Here is a 17,212-nt window from a genome sequence, read left to right on the forward strand (position 1 = left end):
GCGCATGAGCGGACTAAGTGAAACGGCGAGGCGGTTGCCGTGTACCGAACTCCATATCGGTGGACGGTGGCGGGCGGCGGCGGATGGCGCGGTTCACCCCATCATCAATCCCGGCAACGGCCAGCCGCTCGGAGCCCTGAGCATGGCCACGTCGGTTGACGTATCCGCCGCCGTGGTCGCGGCGCGCACGCAGTTCGAGACCGGCGCGTGGTCTCGGCTGTCGGGAGCCGATCGCGGCAGATTGCTGTGGCGGCTGGCCGACCTTGTCGAGGCCAACCGCGAGAACCTCGCTTATCTGGAAGCCATCGACATCGGGCGTCCCTATTTCGAGCCGTTCATGTTCGAGATCCCACTCGCCGCCGACACCTTCCGTCATTTCGCCGGCTGGGCCGACAAGATCGGCGGCAGCACCTTCGACCTGCCTGACTTCGATGGCCGGCAACGCCATTCCTACACGCTGCGCCAGCCGATCGGCGTGGTCGGCGCGATCACGCCCTGGAATGCGCCGACGATGATCGCGTCGTGGAAGCTGGGGCCGGCGCTCGCCGCCGGCAATACCGTGGTCATCAAGCCGGCCGAGGATGCTTCGCTGAGCACCATCCGGCTGGTCGAATTGATCGAAGAGGCGGGCTTCCCGGCTGGTGTCGTCAATCTGGTGACCGGCAGCGGTGCGGTCGCCGGCGACGCGCTGGTGCGGCATCCCGGCATAGACAAGATCTCCTTCACAGGCAGCCCCGGCGTCGGCCGGCGGATCGCCGCAATCGCCTCGGAAGCCCTGAAAAAAGTCACGCTCGAACTCGGCGGCAAGTCGCCCCAGATCGTGTGCCGTGACGCCGATCTCGATCGTGTCATCCCAGGCGCGTCGATCTCGATGTTCGCCAATCAGGGGCAGACCTGCGCATCTGGGAGCCGTGTGCTTGTCCACGAGGCGATCGCCGACGAAGTGACCGAGCGACTGGTCGCGGCGGCGCAGAGCGTCGTCGTCGGCGATCCTTTCGCGCCGGACACGCAGATGGGATCACTTGTCAGCGAAAGGCAACTCGAACGGGTCGATGGGTATGTGAGGAAGGGCAAGGCCGAAGGCGCCCGCCTGCTGACCGGCGGCAGCCGCATTGACCGTCCCGGCTCTTTCTACGCGCCCACTCTGTTTGCCGGCGACAACGACCTGACCATCGCGCGCGAGGAGATATTCGGGCCGGTTGGGACCATCATCCGCTTCCGCGACAATGAAGAGGCCCTGCAGCTCGCCAATCAGACGGATTACGGCCTGACCTCGGTCGTCTGGACGCGAGACCTTGCTACCGCCAACCGGTTTGCGCGGCAGCTCAAAACGGGCTCGGTCTGGGTCAACGCCTGGGGTCCGCCGCACCCGGCCCTGCCTTGGCTTGGCGTCAAGACCAGCGGGCTTGGGTCGGAGCTCGGTTGGTCCGGCGTTCTCGCCAATACGGTCGAGAAAACGGTGTCGGTCATTTCATGAGGCGGCGCGCCACCGCCGCGAGTGAGCGCGACGAGTGGCATATTGAAGGCTTTCGAGGTTCAGACTAGTCTCGATTATCGGACGATCGTAGTCCGATAATCCATGAGTCTGTTGCAAGCGATCGCGGCTCGGCGCCGTGGCGCGACGATGGACGTGACGGACACATGATTTGCCCCGGACGATTGGAGTACCCCCTTGGCTGAGATATCGCTGACCGGCGACCAGATGCTCACAGTCCTCGAAGCCGTCGCGAAGAAGGGTCCCGTCAGCGCGGCCGACGTCGCGCGTGGCTGCGACATCAACCGGACCGTGGCCTATCGGCTACTCGTCACGCTTGAGCAGCGGGCTTACGTCCGCCGCGGCCATGACGGCTACATGCTGGGCAGCGCGGTCAACGAGTTGGTCCGCCAGCTCGACCGCGACATTTCAGCCATAGCCCGGCCCCTGATGGGCACATTGGCAAATGCCGTTGGCGAAACGGTGGTGCTGCATTTCCTCAACAAGGACGAGGCAGTGGTGACCGAGCAAGCGCTGGGCAACAGGCATCTCGTTCGTGTGCAGCACGTTCCGGGATCGCGCCATCCGCTCCACCTTGGCGCCAGCGGTTGGGCGATGCTCGCCTTCCAGGACCAGAAAACGATTGCCCGCATCGTCAAGAAAGCCGCCGATCCCGTTGTCGCCCTGGAACGTATCGAGCAGACCCGGCGCGACGGCTACGCGATTTCGCATGACGAACTCCAGATGGGGGTGCATGGCGTCGCGGCCCCGCTGATCGAGCCGGACGGCCGCTGCAACGCCAGCCTAGGCATATTGGTGCCGAGCACCAGGGCCGACACGCTACCGGCCCTGACGCCAAAGCTTCTTGAACTAGCCGCCAATGTTACCAGCCACTTGTAGTACCCGCAGCTACACCGTTGAAACGCGTTCAACTACTCGAACATGACCGTTCGGGCAGGCGTCCTTTGACCGCTTACGGGAATTCGCAAGCACCAGTGGGAATGGCCGGCATGGGCGCATAGCGGACATCAGGTGCGATGCGACGTTCACGTAACTGACTTGTGGTCAATCGGTGATAGTGGCGCAATTTCGACGGTGCCAAACTCATGAGTGGATCGCATGAGCGTGATTTGCCCGAGGTGACACATGCCAAGCCGACCAGCCACTCGGCTGTTAGCCGGTCCGTTGCCACTTGCAGGAGCTGTGTGCCGTGTTTGGTCGTCGCTGTTGCACAATTCCTGGCGGTCTCACCTACATTGACCGCCCGCCTGACCTCGCCGCTCATCGCATAACAATGAGGGGCGCCGAAAACGCCCCTCAAGATCATCTTGGTACTGAGTGGCTCCGGTTACGTTTTCGCGTTCGTCACCGGAAGAGTTATCACGTACGCGCGGCCCGACGCGCAGATGGGGCGTGGCGTTTTGATTGAGAGCTTGCCATGTTCGGTCTTTGCGGCTCCCTGTGCGCGCAATTCCTTCATGACTGAGACGTGGTCAGGAAAGCTCTTCTTGAAGCGGACAGTCGAAATGACGATTTCCGTTCTCCTTTCCGATCGCGCGATCACACCGGCCACCTCTTCGAATATGGCCGGGCTCAGTGGACCATCCATCTGCTCGGTAGGAATCATGCTGCTTTCGAACCTTTCAAAATAGGCGTTGAAGCGTTTAACTGCTGAGACCTTACCGACTGTTCGCACTGGCTTGTCGATAGCCTGCCACACAGCCAGCAGCGCGGGAGCAAAATCGCCCCACTCGGCAGGCAATACACGCCACCGGCGCGCGAGGACGCCAGCAGCATAGAGCGACGAGAACATTCTCCTCGTGCGCGCGTTTCCGTCGCCATCGAAAGACGGAAGTTTGCGTGCGAATCGGGCCATCTCCCGATCGATCTTGGCCTGGAGCATTTTGGGATCAGCCTTGACGAGGCGCTGAATGAATGCACGCGCCGCCACGCCATGGTTTATTTTGACGGCGTTCCTCAGGTGGTCGACTGCTTCTTCAGTGGTGTCGAAACCATCAGGGGTATGCGTCAACACACCTAGGTTTTGACCGATTACCACCGTGACCATACGGGTCCGCATAGCGTCAAGCTCAGCGGCTTTGGCATGGATTACATTTCGCAACGGCTGGTTACTTGTCGACAGCAGGGCGAAGTCGACGTTGGGAGGTGCTACCTTTTCGGTTAGGCGCTTGCGGCCGCCTTTCGACGATGCTTTGAAAATGACCTTCCGAATGACGTCCTTTCGATCACGTTCGTTGGATCCTGCCAGATTGCCTTCATCCAAAAACAGAAGGGCGCCAGCATGTTGTACCTTGACGACGTCGAATGCGTTGACCGTCAGGTCCCACGTCAGTCCGCCGCCCACCTCGCTAAAAGAATTTCCGACCCAAACGGACGCGGCGAGCAGCCCGGCTGTCGTTTTACCAGACTCAGGTTCTCCAATCAGTTCAAACAGCGGGTTCATCCCTGGAATGAAGCGAAGGATCGCGGGAAGAAAAGCTAGGCAGAGTATGAACAGAAGAAGCGGCTGGCCTTTTACTACACTGCCGACCTCCTCTTGCCAGGCAGCAAGCGTACCGACCGGACAAAACTTTTCCTCACCGTCGAAAGCGACGATCACTTCGGCACTTCCGGGTTTGGATTCGACAGTCCCATCGCCAAACACAAAATGCTCGCCGATCGGACCCGGCGTGGAGGCTACCAGGCCGGGCCGGTAATCCTCGTGATCTTCAATCTTCTCTCTGAATGCCGCCTTCTTTTTCGGCGTCAGATAGGTGAAGCCGGCGTTTGCGAGGCGCGCGAAGACAGTGCGCTCGTCCATTTGCAAGGCCGATAGAGCGAACCAAATGCTGTTTTCGTCGGTACCAAACTTGATACGTCGATCGCTATGTTGACTCACCACCGCGTCAAGTATTTTCGGAATTGCCCGTGTCGGGGCGTTCGCCGGATTGCCGGCGCCAGTTATTGGGATATTCATGTTAATTGTCTTTCAATTTTGGCTTTCTCTGTTTCGAGGGTGCTAGGGGTGGCTTCCCACCCTTCCCACCGTATTTGCGTTTGCATTTCGCGATCGAACACGACGCGCAAATTGCTGGCCTCAACGACAGTGTTGTCGTCGACAATGCGCTAGATCTACATTTCGTTGCTCCTAACTAGGGGTTTGAACACGAAGATCGGCAAAAGCATCACCGGCGAGAAATACAGCCCTCGGCGAGGTGAAATTTGCCATTCCGATAGACGCACTTGTTCAGCAACAGAATGTCGCTGAAGTCGGTGCGATCGAGCCACAAAAGGTAGTTGGTGTGCTGTATGCCCTTGATGCGGCGTACGCCGCGCACACGCTTCATTTGGCCGCGAATTTCGACCACCGGCCGCGCAGGCCAAAAGGACTTCAGAAGATACGAGAACTGCTCGGGACGGTCGCGAACCTTCCTGCGCTTGATCGGCACCGCACCCGTTGCGGTTTTCTTATAACCCAAGCGCCCGCGAAGATTTTTAAGTAGAAAGACGGCCTTGTCGGTGGTCGTCAGAAGGTGGAAGTGAAGCTGGAAAACACCGGTCGTTGGTTCGTATTCTCCATGCAAGAAGGCGACCAGGAAGCCCGGTTCGTCGAGGATTGCCGCGCGTTGCAGGTGGGTGCGGAACTGGCGCTTAATCTGCGCCGCCGTGACTTTACGGAGTTGGCGTCCAGTGAAGCGCCATTTCCGATTGATCACGGTAACGGTGCGAAGTTTATCGTTTGAGAAACGCGCCATTGCGCTAAGAAGCGCGGCGACAACATTGAGGCGCACTTGTCGCATGTAGAGAAACGAAGAAAGGGTCAGCTGAGGGAACTCCTCCCGCACGCCTCGCTCGAGCGAAACAGCGAGACGTCGACCGTTAACGTAGCGCTTTGTAGTGTCCGACCGCCCTTTCAGAGACACTCGGATAAGCTTCGCGCGAAGGCTGTCCTCGGTCAGAGCCTTTGATAGGTCTTCAATTCGCGCACTAATCTGCTGGCGCGCTGATATACTTGGTTTCATTGAACATCTCGAATTAGAGGGGTACGCGACAGCGCCAGCTGTCGGAGTCAATTTCTGCGACTAATGTCGCTATGCGTCCGCGTTGCTTTTCGCGACCATCACTGCCGAGAGGATTTCGAAAAGCTGCTGCGGGTTGTTGCTCGATGCGTCGCCCAGAGTTGCTATTATGGCGTCCACTTTGGCTTCATCGATTTGCCAATGGCGGTTCGTCTGGTGGCCGTTGGCGTCGAAGAGCGTGACAGACACGGTGAGTGTCGGAGAATTCTGCTTGACCGCAGCCGCGGCGCCGCCGCTCCTCTTCTTCCGGCCTCGAACGCCGGACGCGAAAGCGCGACAGGCCTTGAACTTGACCTTACTTAGCTCAGCGACGAAACAATCGGGGTCGACGTCGTGACCGGCTGCGTAGATAAGCATAGCGGCATAGTCGGAAATCTGCTTCTCGTCGCCGTTATCGGGGTCCAGGATGATTTTCGCCGCGACGGTGGCTTCGGTACCCTTCTGGAGACCGCGCGAGCGGTCCTTAAACACCGGATGTTTGCGAGCGCGCTTCATCGCCTCTTCACCGCCGGCGATAAGAGCGAGGTATAGCGGGTAAGCGGGCTGCATCTCCCTGACGGCCTGATCCAGCATTCGGTCAAAGAGTTTGCTGGGCGCAGTCTGGCGCGCCGTATCACACTCGCGAATAGCTTGTTCGAGCGTGTCGATGACGTTCTTGCCTTCAACCCAGCGCTTCGAGAAATCCTTGATATTGCCGGCGGTCCGGGGCGGGAGGTCCTGTGCAGTTGTTTCGGCCCGGCCGATATAGCTCAAACCGTCGTTAGCCGGACGGTTTTCATCATGCGCTTCGCCAACAGGCGGCGTTGCTAGGTCGTTCACTTGCATCTCCTTTTGTGGTTGCCGTCACGAGAAACCACAGGAGGAGCGCGTCGTCTGGGCTAACAAATATCGGCTTTTCGAGGGATAGTTATTCTTTGACATGGGCTGAAGCGCTCCGTGCGGGAAGTTGCAGCGCCGCGTCGCACAAGGTTCAAATGGGCTAACTACGACTAAGGCGATCAAAACATGAGGTGGGGATGAGGCGCAAAGAGCACGACAAATGGTTTCCTCCGGGACGCCTATTTGACAGCTGGCAGTTATCGGATGGCGATTTGAATGAACTCGCCAAAATGCTGGGTGTTTTGCCTGATGATGAAACAAAGCGCCAAAAAATTAAGGTGGGGCTTGAGGCGCTGGCCAACAGCTACGGCTACGACGCCGAGTTAGAGGGCCAGCCGCCGGCATCGTGGTATGTCGGTGAATTGCAAAATGTGGTGGTAGCCGCCGAGAGGCTCTCCAGCGCATTGGCCAGTATTCAGGGTATGGCGCGGAGCAATCTAGCTCACAGATTTGAACGTTCTTTCCAAGCAAAGCTGTTTGAAAAACCTGTGTCAGATCAACCATCATTGGAAGCGATGTTGACCCAATTGGCGAAGGCTTGCCACCAGATTCGCCCTCTTGATGAAGGCCTTGTCCCGGGACGAAGGCCGACGAACGCTACCTTTCGAGCTGTGGGCTCAGCAATTGAGTTATATATGAATATCACTGGATCGACAAAGTTTCCGAAGAGCTTCGGGAAAGACCCGCAGACTAACGAATTTACTGCACGACCTGCTCGTTACCTGCGCGCAGTTTTTAAACTCATCGACCCACATGTGACTGTCGCGATGATCGCCAACAACGCACGCCGACATCTGAGGCCTCAAATCACCAGCCTGGAATAGCGTGTCGCGCGGACTTTAGTCGCAACGCGCCTAGTCCTCCAACTCGCGATACACCACCGCACATGGCGTGGCCGATCTGCGACTGCTTTGCGCCTCATGTCAGACGTTGACTCCAACCTTGCCGCTTCCCGTTAGCTGACATCCCAAGCGAACCCGCTACAGTCGCAGTTGCGCCATTATGACATCGTGGCATAGGCCCGCATAAGAGCGGTCTTCACCTCACCCCGACCGATCAGCTTGGAAAAGCGGCGATAATCTGAATGCTGGAACCGCCAGCGGCCTGCGGCAATAGCGGGATGCACGCCAGCTTTCTGCGCCGCCTCTAGCACCTCCTCCGTGCTGCTATCCCTATTGATCCGCTTCCACATAGAAGGAGGGATAAGAGCGTTCAGTGCAAACGAGTCCGCCTCCGCTTCTATGGCTTCCGAACTCGCCACATCCAGATCGTCCAGAATAACCTGTCGATCAGAACTCAAGTGGCAAACCACATGAGAAAACTCATGCAACAGCGTAAACCAGAAATTGTCCAAACGATCGTGACGAAGGGTCAGTGCTATCACTGGAACCCCATCTCCCCGGCACATTGCAGCGCCGTCGAGGAATGTTCCGGGCATATGTTCCAATACAACTAAGATTATTCCAATTCGATGTAGCTCAGCAAAAATTCGATCATTCCAATCAGAAAACATACTTATCTGGGCAAGTTGGCGGCCAGTTTTTTCCGGCTCACTTATAGTCTTTTTCTTTATTTTGATTTTCTCTGCGTGCATCAGCACGGCTGCACACCACGCTTCTAGCGCCGCCAAATCGGTCTTGGCATTGGTTCGTTCAGTTCTGGTTTTGCGCAACATGGCGACTGCAGGGGTGGAAGCTTTCGAACGCGACAAAAAGCCGGCGAGATCCTCTTTCGCTTTGATCACGCCGAGCTTACGGAGCTTCTCCTCCGCAGCTATTGAGGTGCTTGAGCTACCCGCCACAGGCTCGTGCTTGAATGAACCGATAAGCGAAATAATTGGAACGCCCAAGTGTTGGTGCAAAGCTCTGATCTGATCGACCGTTGGTTGTCGCTGCCCGTTAAGTATCTCGGATACCCGCGATTTACTCCCGAGGTATGGGATCAGATCGCGTTGTGACAGTCCGGTCTGCGCCATGCGAAACTTGATCGCCTGAGCAGGCGTGGCTGCCTCGACGGGATGCTGTGATCGCTCCCATCGTTCGATCACGGCCTGCAGTACTTCGAGCTCGTCGCGATCCTTTGGGCCACTATGCCCGAACAGCGCGGCGGCACGCTTGAGTGCCGATTGATGGTCCTCGTGTGTGCGTATAGGTCGAACCGTCATGTCACCTTGCTCCCTGCTTTACCGGGCGCGTGCCCCACTAGTCGCGCCCGCATATTCAATGAGAACCATCTGCGCCTCGCAGTCAGCGAGGAGATCGATCTGATAGCCGCCGCCGAGCGGGATTCGAACCCTGATGCCGTCGATGACGGCGGTCGGGTAGAACGCAGCGATTTCAGCCATCGAGCGCCATGACCCTGCCTCGAGTTCGGCAACCAGTGCCGGCACGGCTCCATCAAGGCCGTTACGGACACGACACGCAAGCTCGTGCAGCCTCAATATCCCCATCAGCTTCATAGCAAGCCGCGGCTCCAAAGAAACAATGGTTCCCAAATGTGGGATGACTCTTGCACTCGACCTCGCGCCATGCCATATGAGAATCAGCGTTCCCAGAAATGGGAATAGCACGCAGAAACGCCGGGACCAAGGGATTTTGCTCCGCCCTTCCCGTGCCAGGATTCCGGGGCGTTGCGGAGAAATGCAATGACTACCAACAAAGAAGGTGGCTCTGACGATCGCCACAAGGTCCGTGTCGAACTTGAGTTCGAGGACCAGCAGGAGCACCTGGACCTCGAAGCTGAAGCCGGTGATCTGGATGCCGTCCTGCGGGCCGCTCACGGCAAGCCGGGCTTCGAAAAAGCCCATTTGTTCGAGCGCGACAAAGAGGAGACGCTGACGGGCATCGGCGATCGCCGCGCCATCTCCATCCTGGTTCACCGCTGCCGCCGTGTAGCCGTTCAGGTCAACTACGATGGCGACACCAAGAGCCGAGAATTCTCGCCAGCGGTCACCATCCTGCGCGTTCTGCAGTGGGCGGTCAGCAAGCGTGGCTTCAACCTTGACGACAATACCGCGGCGAAGGCCAATCTGATGCTGCCGGGCGCCGATCAGCCCCTGCCCAAGGACGCGATGCTCGGCATCTACGTCAAGCACCCGGGCTGCTCGCTGACGCTCGACCTGACCCTCAAGGACTTCACCAATGGCTGAGGTCGAGATCACGCCTGCACAGAAGACCCTGGTCAACCAGTTGAACTCGGTTCGTTTCCTTGTGGGCGTCGACGAGGGCCGTTGGCAGATTCTCGCGGTTGCCTGGCCGTACCTCTTCGTGCGCATCCGGGTCGTGACTGATCAGGCCGAGGTCTTCACCCACGACTTCCGTCTTGAGTGCACGGGTTTCCCTGATCCTGGCCCTTATGTCGAGCGTTGGACCTATGCGGACGATCCGCAACACGGCACTCGCCCCGCAGCACCCAGTGCAGGCGCCCCGGGCTTCATCGAAGCACTCAAAGCCTGGGGCGACGGCAACAGCGACGGCGGCATTTACCGCGTCTGGAACCGCGGCGCGGCCCAGCACAATGACTGGTGGCGGAAGCGGCCCGACGAAGCTTGGCACCGGAACCGGGCAATCACCTTCATCATGGAGCAGCTCTATGCCCTCGTTTCTGAACAGGCTCTTTGGCTGGCTGCCAGGGCGGCCTAAGCCCCGCATTGTCTGCGACGAGGCGGTATGGTTGGCCGGAGCTTCGGAACTGAAGGTCCGGACGATCGGCGGGAGACGGGAAAGTGGCGCCTTCCTCATCGGCGAGACCCCCGACAAGGGGCCCAAGATCATCCGCGCGTTCGTCTATTACGACGATCTCGATCCGCACGCCCTCGATAGCGGCATCGTGCATTTCGACGGTAACAAGCTGCCGCGCTTGTGGCAGATCTGCCGCGAGCGTCGATACCGCGTCGTTGCGGACGTGCACGTCCACCCATTTCACTATGGGCAAAGTCCGTCCGACCAAGCGGACCCGGTCATGCCGCGCGGTGGTCACTTCGCGTTTATTCTTCCCGATTTCGCTGCCGGTTCGGTAATCCCCGGCGGCATTGGCCAGTATGAGTATCTGGGCAACGGCAAGTGGGTCGACCACTCCCATGCCGCTGCATCGCTGCTCGTGCTCAGGAGGCCGAAATGATCTCCGATCTCCGCCGCTCGCGCATCGCCAAGGTAATCACCGATGCCGCCGGTAGCGAGCGCGACTTCGACCAGGCGGCGGCCGCGCTGGATGCCGTGCACGTTGCCGTAGTCACCAACGGTAGTCGGATCGCCTCCGCCGCGGCACAGGCCGCTGTAGTCACCGCTCTCAACACCGCCGTGAAGAGCTTCGGCAAGGCCACGCTTGTCTGCCCGCACGATATTGCGCTTGAGGCCAGGCTGGCCCTCGGGAACGATCTCTTTGCGGTCGCAGAGGCTTGCGGAGCTCAGGTCTCCGCGTTGCTGCCGTCGAGCGTGACGCACATTGTTGCAGTCGGCGACCCTGCACCCGGGGCCTTTGTGCGATGCTGGTGGGACGGCTGGAGCGCTGGTGTGATCCCCGGCTGGGATGACGATCCTTGCGGCAAATTCGGCAATCCGCTGGCCGGGGTATTTGCCGGAGCGCTCGCTGTGCGCGAGGTTTTCGCTAACGCGATTGGGCGCCGTCATTTAGTCAATCGCCGTTCCGTGATCTCGCTCTGGCAGCCTTGGTCGCATGGAGGCGAACACGAGCAGCCGCCCACAGCACTCATACTTCCCCGCTCGCTTTGGCTGGTGGGACTGGGGCATGTCGGTCAGGGCTTCTTGTGGAGCCTCGCCTTTCTTCCCGCCGCCGGTACGCATGCAATCCTTCAGGACGATCAGACTGTCGGCGAAGAAAACGTCGGCACGGGCCTCGTGACGGAGTTGCTCGACTTCGAGAAGGAAAACAAGAAGACCCGGGTGGCTGCACGGTGGCTTGAAGCCGCAGGATGGACCACATCGTTGCTTGAGCGCCGGAACTATGGCGATTTGCAGCCGACGGACAATGACCCACCGGTAGTACTAACCAGCCTTGATGAGCCAACGGCGCGGCTGGCGATCGCCAAAGCGGGCCATGGCTTCATGATCGATGCAGGTGTCGGGCACGGCGCCTTCGACTTCGAGATCGGCCAAATTCGTGTGGTGCCAAAGGGTGTCGACACCGAAGGCCTATGGGCTCATGCCGCAAAACCCAAGAACATCGATGTCATCCTCGAAACGCCCGCCTATCGCGAGCACGCGAGGAAATATGACGGCTGCGGCACCTTTACCCTTGCCGAGGCCAGTGCCGCCGTGCCGTTCGTCGGGGCAGCCATCGGTGCTTTGACCATTGCGCAGCTGCTGCGCATCGCGTCCATGTGTTCGACCCCCAGGATCATACAGGTCGAGCTCAACGCCCCGGAGACGGCCAGCGCCGGCACGATGAACCCAGCCGCCGCCCAAGGGCTTGGCGGGATCGAGTTGCGATGGGCATAAGCAGAGCGTCGTACTGGACAGACGACCTCGCGGCGCGATCCAGATGAGGTCCGTGGCGCTGTAAAGCGGGCATCCCCGGCGATGAGCAACAGGCAAGTTTGCGCCTCATATCAGACATTTGGCTGCGCTGGAGGCGTTCCAGAAAGCCGACGTTCATTCGCACCGACACGCCAGTTGCGCGCCTCCGGGGCTACCCTTGCGCCTCCTGATTGAAATGTAACAGAAGTATGAAGTGTGCTACCTCACATCTAATAAACGGTTGGTGAGACGAATCTCCTAGTGCAACGTGCAAGCATAAACTACCTCCGCCGCCGCTTATGGTACGTCGACAAGGACGGCCAGCACTGGCTTGAGCAGGACGACCTGCTAACACATGCTGGACCAGTCATCGTCTTGGGCGAGCCCGGCATGGGCAAAACTGAATTGCTGAAGGCGCTTGGGAGCAAGGACGGCCACGCGTTTTGTCGCGCCACGAAGCTTATCAACAGGTTTCGGCCGGAAACCCTCATGGGCAACGCGAAACGCCTCGTGATCGACGCACTAGATGAAGTGGCGGCGCAGCGTCAGGGAGATGCTGTCGATCTTGTCCTACAGAAGCTGGGCCAGCTCGATTACCCGCCTTTTATCCTAAGCTGCCGCGTTGCCGAGTGGCGGTCAGCGATCGCGTCTGGCGCCATTGCTGAGCAGTATGAGACGGAACCGTTGGAGGTGCACCTAGAGCCGCTTGCCCCGGACCAGCAGCTGCAACTGCTGACCGAGCTAACGGGCGACGCAAACAGGGCGAGGGTCTTGCGAGATCACTTTGCGGACTTCGGACCTGGCTTCCTGGGCAACCCGCAGACTCTTGATTTGATTGCGGCTCTGCCCTTGGATGCGCTGCCGGGCACATCCGTTGGGCTATTCGAGCAAGCTATTGAGACGCTCCGCAAGGAGCGGAACGCGGTGAAGGAGGAGCTACCGCGCGCGGCGACGCTTGATGCAGCGGGGGCGGCATTCGCTGGCCTCATCCTGTCAGGCAACGCACGCATTTTAGACAAGCCAGGTGGGCTGATCGACTGTGACGATATGGCTTTGCCGCTCGCCGATGTAGAGGCGTTCGACCAGGGCAACGTTAGGCGGGCCGCCGACACTAGACTGTTCTCCGCGGACAAATCGGAAGGCCTGACTTATGCCCATCGCCGTGTTGGGGAATTTGTCGGCGCCCGCTGGCTGGCTGCACGCGCAGATACCCCGGTAAAACGACGGCGATTGCTCGAGCAGTTCTCGTCGCACGGGCTCGTACCAGCATCACTACGCGGTCTACATGCGTGGTTAGCGCGGGACGCGCATTTGACCAACGCAGTAATAGATGCAGATCCCATGGGCGTCGTTGAGTACGGCGACGCCGAAGCGTTGACGCCCGATCAGGCGCGGGGGCTGTTTGCTGCGCTGGAGCGCCTCGCCACCGAGAACCCCCGCTTTATGGCTTGGCGCGAATACCGCGCATCATCGTTGGTTGCGCCAGCGCTAATGGCTGAGGTGGAGCGCGTCATACGTGATCCGAAAGCAGAATTCGGACTACGCGCTCTTCTCCTCCAGCAGCTAAAGGGTGCGTCCACGGCCGAAAAGCTTCGCGACCTGTTGCGGCAGCTTATGCTTGACGATGCCGAGCTCTATGGCATCCGCCACGCCTGTGGGGAGGGTCTGGTATCCCTTGGCAGCGAGGATTGGCCAACCTTGCTCGAGCAGCTGCGCTGTCAGGGTCGCGAGGATTCCTTGCGACTCGCGCACGAGCTCCTCAACGACATCGGCCCCGCGACGTTCAGCGACGATCAGATCGTTAACATTATTCTAGCCAGCGACGGCTTGACCCTTTGTCCAGTGGGTGCGCAACCAGAGCGCAACAAAGTGATGAGTTTCTACCGCCTGGCTAAGCTCGTGCCGGCGACGCGGCTTGACGGTCTGCTCGATCTCTTCTCGCACTACGCTAAAGAACTGCTGCCCGAGCATGCCGGCCGAGAAGAAAACGATCTGATCGACCTGCAATACGCCTTGATACTGAAGCGACTCAGAAGCGGCAGTTCGGTCGACCCGCTGCGGCTATGGCGCTGGCTTGAGCCCTTTAAGGAACAGAGTTCATACAGGCGTGAAAATGGCAAGCAGCTGGCTGAATGGCTCAACGATAGCGCACCAGTGCGCCAAGCCATTCAACACTTTTTATTGCTCGACAATGCCGGCGGTAAGGATATCTGGCAACGAGCTTGGCCGCTGCAACGTGCCGAGATCAACCTATATCCGACGCAGAGCGACATTGCCGCTCTGCTGGCATCAATGAGCACGGCCGACCCGCGCTGGCGTGAGGTTCTTGAGCTCGGTCGGACTTGGGGGGAGGAAGGGCGGCCGCTGCGTGAGGCTGCCATACGCTTTGCTGCCGGCCAGCCGGAAGACCTCGCATGGATTGAAGCCAAAGCTGATCGGCCCGTACCCGAATGGGAACGCAAGCAGGAGGAGCGGGCGCGCCGGCGTGACGCAAAGAGGGCAGCCAAGCACGCGACGCATCGCCGCGAGTTCCTAAAAAACATCAAAGGGGTTGCGGCAGGGGAATACGGCTTAATTCTCGCCCCTGCTCAGGCGTATCTCAAACGTTTCCATGACTTGGGCGATGGCGTGCCCGCCCATGAGAGGGTAGCCGAGTGGCTAGGGGAGGATGTCGCGGCGGCGGCACGCGACGGCTTCGAGACATTCCTGAAAGCCCGGCCGCCGCGCCCGCGCGCGGCCGAGATGGCGCGCAGCTATGCCGAGTCGAAACGTTGGCCTGCAGGCGATATTGTTGTCGCAGCGCTTGCAGAACGGGTCCGGACAAGGGAACAGCCATTTGACGGCCTCAGCAGCGAGCGCTTGGCGGCGGCAATGTTTGAACTCTGGCAAGGGGCAATAGGCGACCACGCCGGAATTAATGAACTTGGGCCGCTGCTAGAAAACGAGCTCAAGCGACGCGGGCAGTGGAGACGAGTAGTTAGGCTTTTTGTCGAACCGCAGCTGCGCCTGGTCGCGCAACACGTCGATCAGCTTTGGGCGATCATGCGTGCGAATGATGGCGGTCTCGGCGCGGACTTGGCCGAGGTTTGGCTGACGCGCTTCCCCGATATGTCTTACGAGGCGGAGGTCGAGATGATCGATCGGCTGATCCGCTCCAACCGCCGAGATGCATTGCGCGCGCTGCTTGCCGGCCGGCTGGGTAGGGCGCTGAACGATGAGCGGCGGCGCACTTGGGAAGCTGTCGCGCTAGTCGTGGACTTTGATAAGGCCCGGGCGCGTCTCGGCGCAACGATTGATCCCGAGCTCCTCTGGCACCTGCGCGCTCGGATAGGCGGCCAACGCTACAATGATGATGGAGAGGGAACGATGGCCTTCCTCTCGGTGAACCAACTCGGCTGGATAGTCGGGACATTCAGAGCCCTTTGGCCAAGCGCGGAGCGGCCTAGCTCGGTTACGACTGGCGACACAAACCCTTGGGATGCATCGGAGTATCTCGGGTCATTGATCAAGCGGCTAGGCAATGACGTTTCGCCCGAGGGGGTAGAGGCGCTTACTAAGCAGCGCGACGCGCCGTCGGACGGCTATACGTCCGCTCTCCGGATCGTCGCCGCCGAGCAGCGGCAGAAGCAGGCGGACGAAGACTATACCCCGCCAACGCTGAACCAAATCAGGGCGGTTCTCGACGCAGGCCCACCCTCTAGCGTCACCGACCTGCGCGCAATTATCGTCGACCACCTGGAGCTCTTGGGACGCCGGCTTCGCGGCAGCTCTGAGGACGAGGTGGACCTGTTCTGGACCGACGACGACAAGCCACGTAGCGAGAACGCGTGCCGCGATCGCGTTGTTGCGTTACTTCGCGGTCACCTCGCACCTCTTGCAATCTACCCGATCAACGAAGCTGACATGCCGCGGGGCAAGCGAGCCGACATTGTCCTCCATCACAACGCTCTGTGGCTTCCTCTAGAGGCTAAGCGCCAGCAGCACCCCGACCTCTGGGTCGCCGTCGAGCAACAGCTAGAACGCCTCTATACGGGCCATTGGCAGGCGGAAAGGCAGGGTGTCTTTCTTGTCTTTTGGTTTGGCTCAGGGTTCAACGTGCCCGCCCGCCCAGACAATGGGCCTAAGCCGACTACCGCCGCCGACCTGAAATCAGCACTTGAAGCTCACCCAGCCGTGAGAGCTGGACGGGTGCAGGTCGTCGTCCTCGACCTTTCGCGACCGGCATGATTATCGACCCGGGGCAGGATTGGCTGCCGTCGCACGGCGTTCTTGATAACAGAGTGATGCCGTCTCTCCCGTTTATCGGCATCGCAGAGGAGGTGCCCACGCCGTTCGTGCGTCCGTTCACACTTGCAAAGCACTTTACGCGTGGCGGATATGCAGGAAGTCTCCACGCGGGCTCTTCCCTGCGTGCGCGACAGTGGCGCGGGCAATGGCTGCGCGGAGGGCTGCCGCTGCTGCCTCTAGATCAGCGAGACTCGACTATTGAACCTGCGCATTTTTGGCCGCTACTCGCGGAACTCAACGGGCAAGAGTTGGGCAAGGTGCAACGCGCCCTCCGCCTAGACAGTGCCACGCTCGCACGCGCTGTTGCCATCGCCGAACAACGTGGACTTCTATTTTCGCTGCCATTCTGGACACCGCCAGATGTCACGAATGCTCTGTTCCCGCTTCGCTATTGGCGAGACAGTGCCCTGGTTGCAGATCTTCAACGACGGCGCGAGGTCGCGTCGCGCGTCACGCACTGGGACGAGAAGCGCTGGGAGGGGTTTGTGATAGCGGCGCTCACCGGAGCAGCAGGTGTAGCTGTCCGCGCGCGAGACTATCGCATCGGGCAAGATGAGATCGATCTAGTCTTGAACTGGCCGCAGAGCCGCCGCCCTTGGGCTATCGAAATCTCGGCGTCGCGAAGAAAGAAGCTCTCCCCCGGCAACTGGCGCGCCTTCGAGGAGATCGAGGCGGACCGATTGATAGTCGTCGACGCTGGGCCTGAAGGACGAGTCTGTAGGGTGCGTGGCGAGGAACCTATGCGGCTTATTGAGGCGCTGCGGGAAGTTCGAACTGGACCTTGACTCCAAAGGTTGAGCCATACGAGCAAAAGAGCGTCCGCTTCTCGCGCTTGCTTGCTTGTGAGCAGCATGGCTGCTACCGGCCGGGTAGTGTGCTGAGAGTTCTGCAAATTCGCTGAGAGGGGGCGGTCATGGCAGGCTGGTGATTGTTCACGTCACCTGATTCCCGCGAAGGAACGCCACCATGACCAAGACTGAAGTTAAGACCGCCAGCGCTGCCGTCAAAGACATTTTGCT

Annotated in this window: 14 protein-coding genes; 9 read left to right on the forward strand and 5 right to left on the reverse strand. The window is 59.7% G+C overall.

Features of this window, described 5'->3' with window-relative positions; translation table 11 throughout:
* The first annotated feature begins 4 nt into the window (after positions 1–4).
* A complete protein-coding gene (locus NKJ80_RS03745) occupies positions 5–1,477 on the forward strand; it encodes an aldehyde dehydrogenase family protein (RefSeq protein WP_352497077.1) in 1,473 nt (490 codons plus the stop codon).
* A 195-nt stretch (positions 1,478–1,672) separates the two neighbouring features.
* A complete protein-coding gene (locus NKJ80_RS03750) occupies positions 1,673–2,374 on the forward strand; it encodes an IclR family transcriptional regulator (protein WP_023833417.1) in 702 nt (233 codons plus the stop codon).
* A 448-nt stretch (positions 2,375–2,822) separates the two neighbouring features.
* On the opposite strand, the gene NKJ80_RS03755 is transcribed toward NKJ80_RS03750, so the two are convergent.
* The 3 genes from NKJ80_RS03755 to NKJ80_RS03765 all read right to left on the reverse strand — a co-directional run bounded on the left by NKJ80_RS03755 (position 2,823) and on the right by NKJ80_RS03765 (position 6,372).
* Complete coding sequence (locus NKJ80_RS03755; RefSeq protein WP_352497078.1) at positions 2,823–4,451, reverse strand: DUF927 domain-containing protein; 1,629 nt, start codon at positions 4,449–4,451, stop codon at positions 2,823–2,825.
* Between the two features lie 208 nt (positions 4,452–4,659).
* Entirely contained in the window at positions 4,660–5,319 is a 660-nt protein-coding gene (locus NKJ80_RS03760; protein ID WP_352497079.1) for a hypothetical protein, read from the reverse strand.
* 246 nt (positions 5,320–5,565) lie between these two features.
* The gene (locus tag NKJ80_RS03765) at positions 5,566–6,372 is read right to left on the reverse strand and encodes a hypothetical protein (protein ID WP_352497080.1); all 807 of its coding nucleotides are present in this window, start codon (positions 6,370–6,372) and stop codon (positions 5,566–5,568) included.
* A 197-nt stretch (positions 6,373–6,569) separates the two neighbouring features.
* Here NKJ80_RS03765 and NKJ80_RS03770 point away from each other — a divergent pair, with 197 nt between their 5' ends.
* The gene (locus NKJ80_RS03770) at positions 6,570–7,256 is read left to right on the forward strand and encodes a hypothetical protein (protein WP_352497081.1); all 687 of its coding nucleotides are present in this window, start codon (positions 6,570–6,572) and stop codon (positions 7,254–7,256) included.
* A gap of 176 nt (positions 7,257–7,432) precedes the next feature.
* Here NKJ80_RS03770 and NKJ80_RS03775 read toward each other — a convergent pair whose 3' ends face one another.
* Positions 7,433–8,596: an ImmA/IrrE family metallo-endopeptidase gene (locus NKJ80_RS03775; RefSeq protein ID WP_352497082.1), complete on the reverse strand. Its 1,164-nt coding sequence runs from the start codon at positions 8,594–8,596 to the stop codon at positions 7,433–7,435.
* An 18-nt stretch (positions 8,597–8,614) separates the two neighbouring features.
* Positions 8,615–8,890 carry a hypothetical protein gene (locus NKJ80_RS03780; RefSeq protein WP_352497083.1) on the reverse strand — a complete coding sequence of 92 codons (276 nt, stop codon included), beginning with the start codon at positions 8,888–8,890 and terminating at the stop codon, positions 8,615–8,617.
* A 186-nt stretch (positions 8,891–9,076) separates the two neighbouring features.
* Between NKJ80_RS03780 and NKJ80_RS03785 the strand changes: the two genes are divergently transcribed.
* The 6 genes from NKJ80_RS03785 to NKJ80_RS03810 all read left to right on the forward strand — a co-directional run bounded on the left by NKJ80_RS03785 (position 9,077) and on the right by NKJ80_RS03810 (position 16,978).
* Positions 9,077–9,580 (forward strand): hypothetical protein, encoded by a 504-nt coding sequence (locus NKJ80_RS03785; protein ID WP_352497084.1) that lies wholly within the window; start codon positions 9,077–9,079, stop codon positions 9,578–9,580.
* Entirely contained in the window at positions 9,573–10,073 is a 501-nt protein-coding gene (locus NKJ80_RS03790; protein WP_352497085.1) for a DUF7665 family protein, read from the forward strand. Before NKJ80_RS03785 ends, NKJ80_RS03790 begins: the two co-directional genes overlap by 8 nt.
* Before the next feature lie 31 nt (positions 10,074–10,104).
* Positions 10,105–10,551, forward strand: coding sequence for a hypothetical protein (locus tag NKJ80_RS03795; RefSeq protein ID WP_352497086.1), 447 nt, complete (start codon positions 10,105–10,107; stop codon positions 10,549–10,551).
* Entirely contained in the window at positions 10,548–11,888 is a 1,341-nt protein-coding gene (locus NKJ80_RS03800) for a BilD N-terminal domain-containing protein (protein WP_352497087.1), read from the forward strand. The genes NKJ80_RS03795 and NKJ80_RS03800 overlap by 4 nt, the downstream gene beginning before the upstream one ends.
* Before the next feature lie 279 nt (positions 11,889–12,167).
* Positions 12,168–16,133: an NACHT domain-containing antiphage protein EruA gene (gene eruA, locus NKJ80_RS03805; protein WP_352497088.1), complete on the forward strand. Its 3,966-nt coding sequence runs from the start codon at positions 12,168–12,170 to the stop codon at positions 16,131–16,133.
* Positions 16,130–16,978: a hypothetical protein gene (locus tag NKJ80_RS03810; RefSeq protein ID WP_352497089.1), complete on the forward strand. Its 849-nt coding sequence runs from the start codon at positions 16,130–16,132 to the stop codon at positions 16,976–16,978. Before eruA ends, NKJ80_RS03810 begins: the two co-directional genes overlap by 4 nt.
* The last annotated feature ends 234 nt before the right edge of the window (positions 16,979–17,212 follow it).

Origin of the sequence: Mesorhizobium sp. M0030 (genome assembly GCF_040323695.1) — a bacterium.
Taxonomy (GTDB): domain Bacteria; phylum Pseudomonadota; class Alphaproteobacteria; order Rhizobiales; family Rhizobiaceae; genus Mesorhizobium.

Excerpts from the sequence above, each read along its gene's own strand:
- NKJ80_RS03745 (WP_352497077.1), top strand. The coding sequence starts at position 5 with ATGAGCGGACTAAGTGAAACGGCGAGGCGGTTGCCGTGTACCGAACTC.
- NKJ80_RS03755 (WP_352497078.1), bottom strand. The coding sequence starts at position 4,451 with ATGAATATCCCAATAACTGGCGCCGGCAATCCGGCGAACGCCCCGACA.
- NKJ80_RS03770 (WP_352497081.1), top strand. The coding sequence starts at position 6,570 with ATGAGGCGCAAAGAGCACGACAAATGGTTTCCTCCGGGACGCCTATTT.
- NKJ80_RS03775 (WP_352497082.1), bottom strand. The coding sequence starts at position 8,596 with ATGACGGTTCGACCTATACGCACACACGAGGACCATCAATCGGCACTC.
- NKJ80_RS03780 (WP_352497083.1), bottom strand. The coding sequence starts at position 8,890 with ATGAAGCTGATGGGGATATTGAGGCTGCACGAGCTTGCGTGTCGTGTC.
- NKJ80_RS03785 (WP_352497084.1), top strand. The coding sequence starts at position 9,077 with ATGACTACCAACAAAGAAGGTGGCTCTGACGATCGCCACAAGGTCCGT.
- NKJ80_RS03790 (WP_352497085.1), top strand. The coding sequence starts at position 9,573 with ATGGCTGAGGTCGAGATCACGCCTGCACAGAAGACCCTGGTCAACCAG.
- NKJ80_RS03800 (WP_352497087.1), top strand. The coding sequence starts at position 10,548 with ATGATCTCCGATCTCCGCCGCTCGCGCATCGCCAAGGTAATCACCGAT.
- NKJ80_RS03810 (WP_352497089.1), top strand. The coding sequence starts at position 16,130 with ATGATTATCGACCCGGGGCAGGATTGGCTGCCGTCGCACGGCGTTCTT.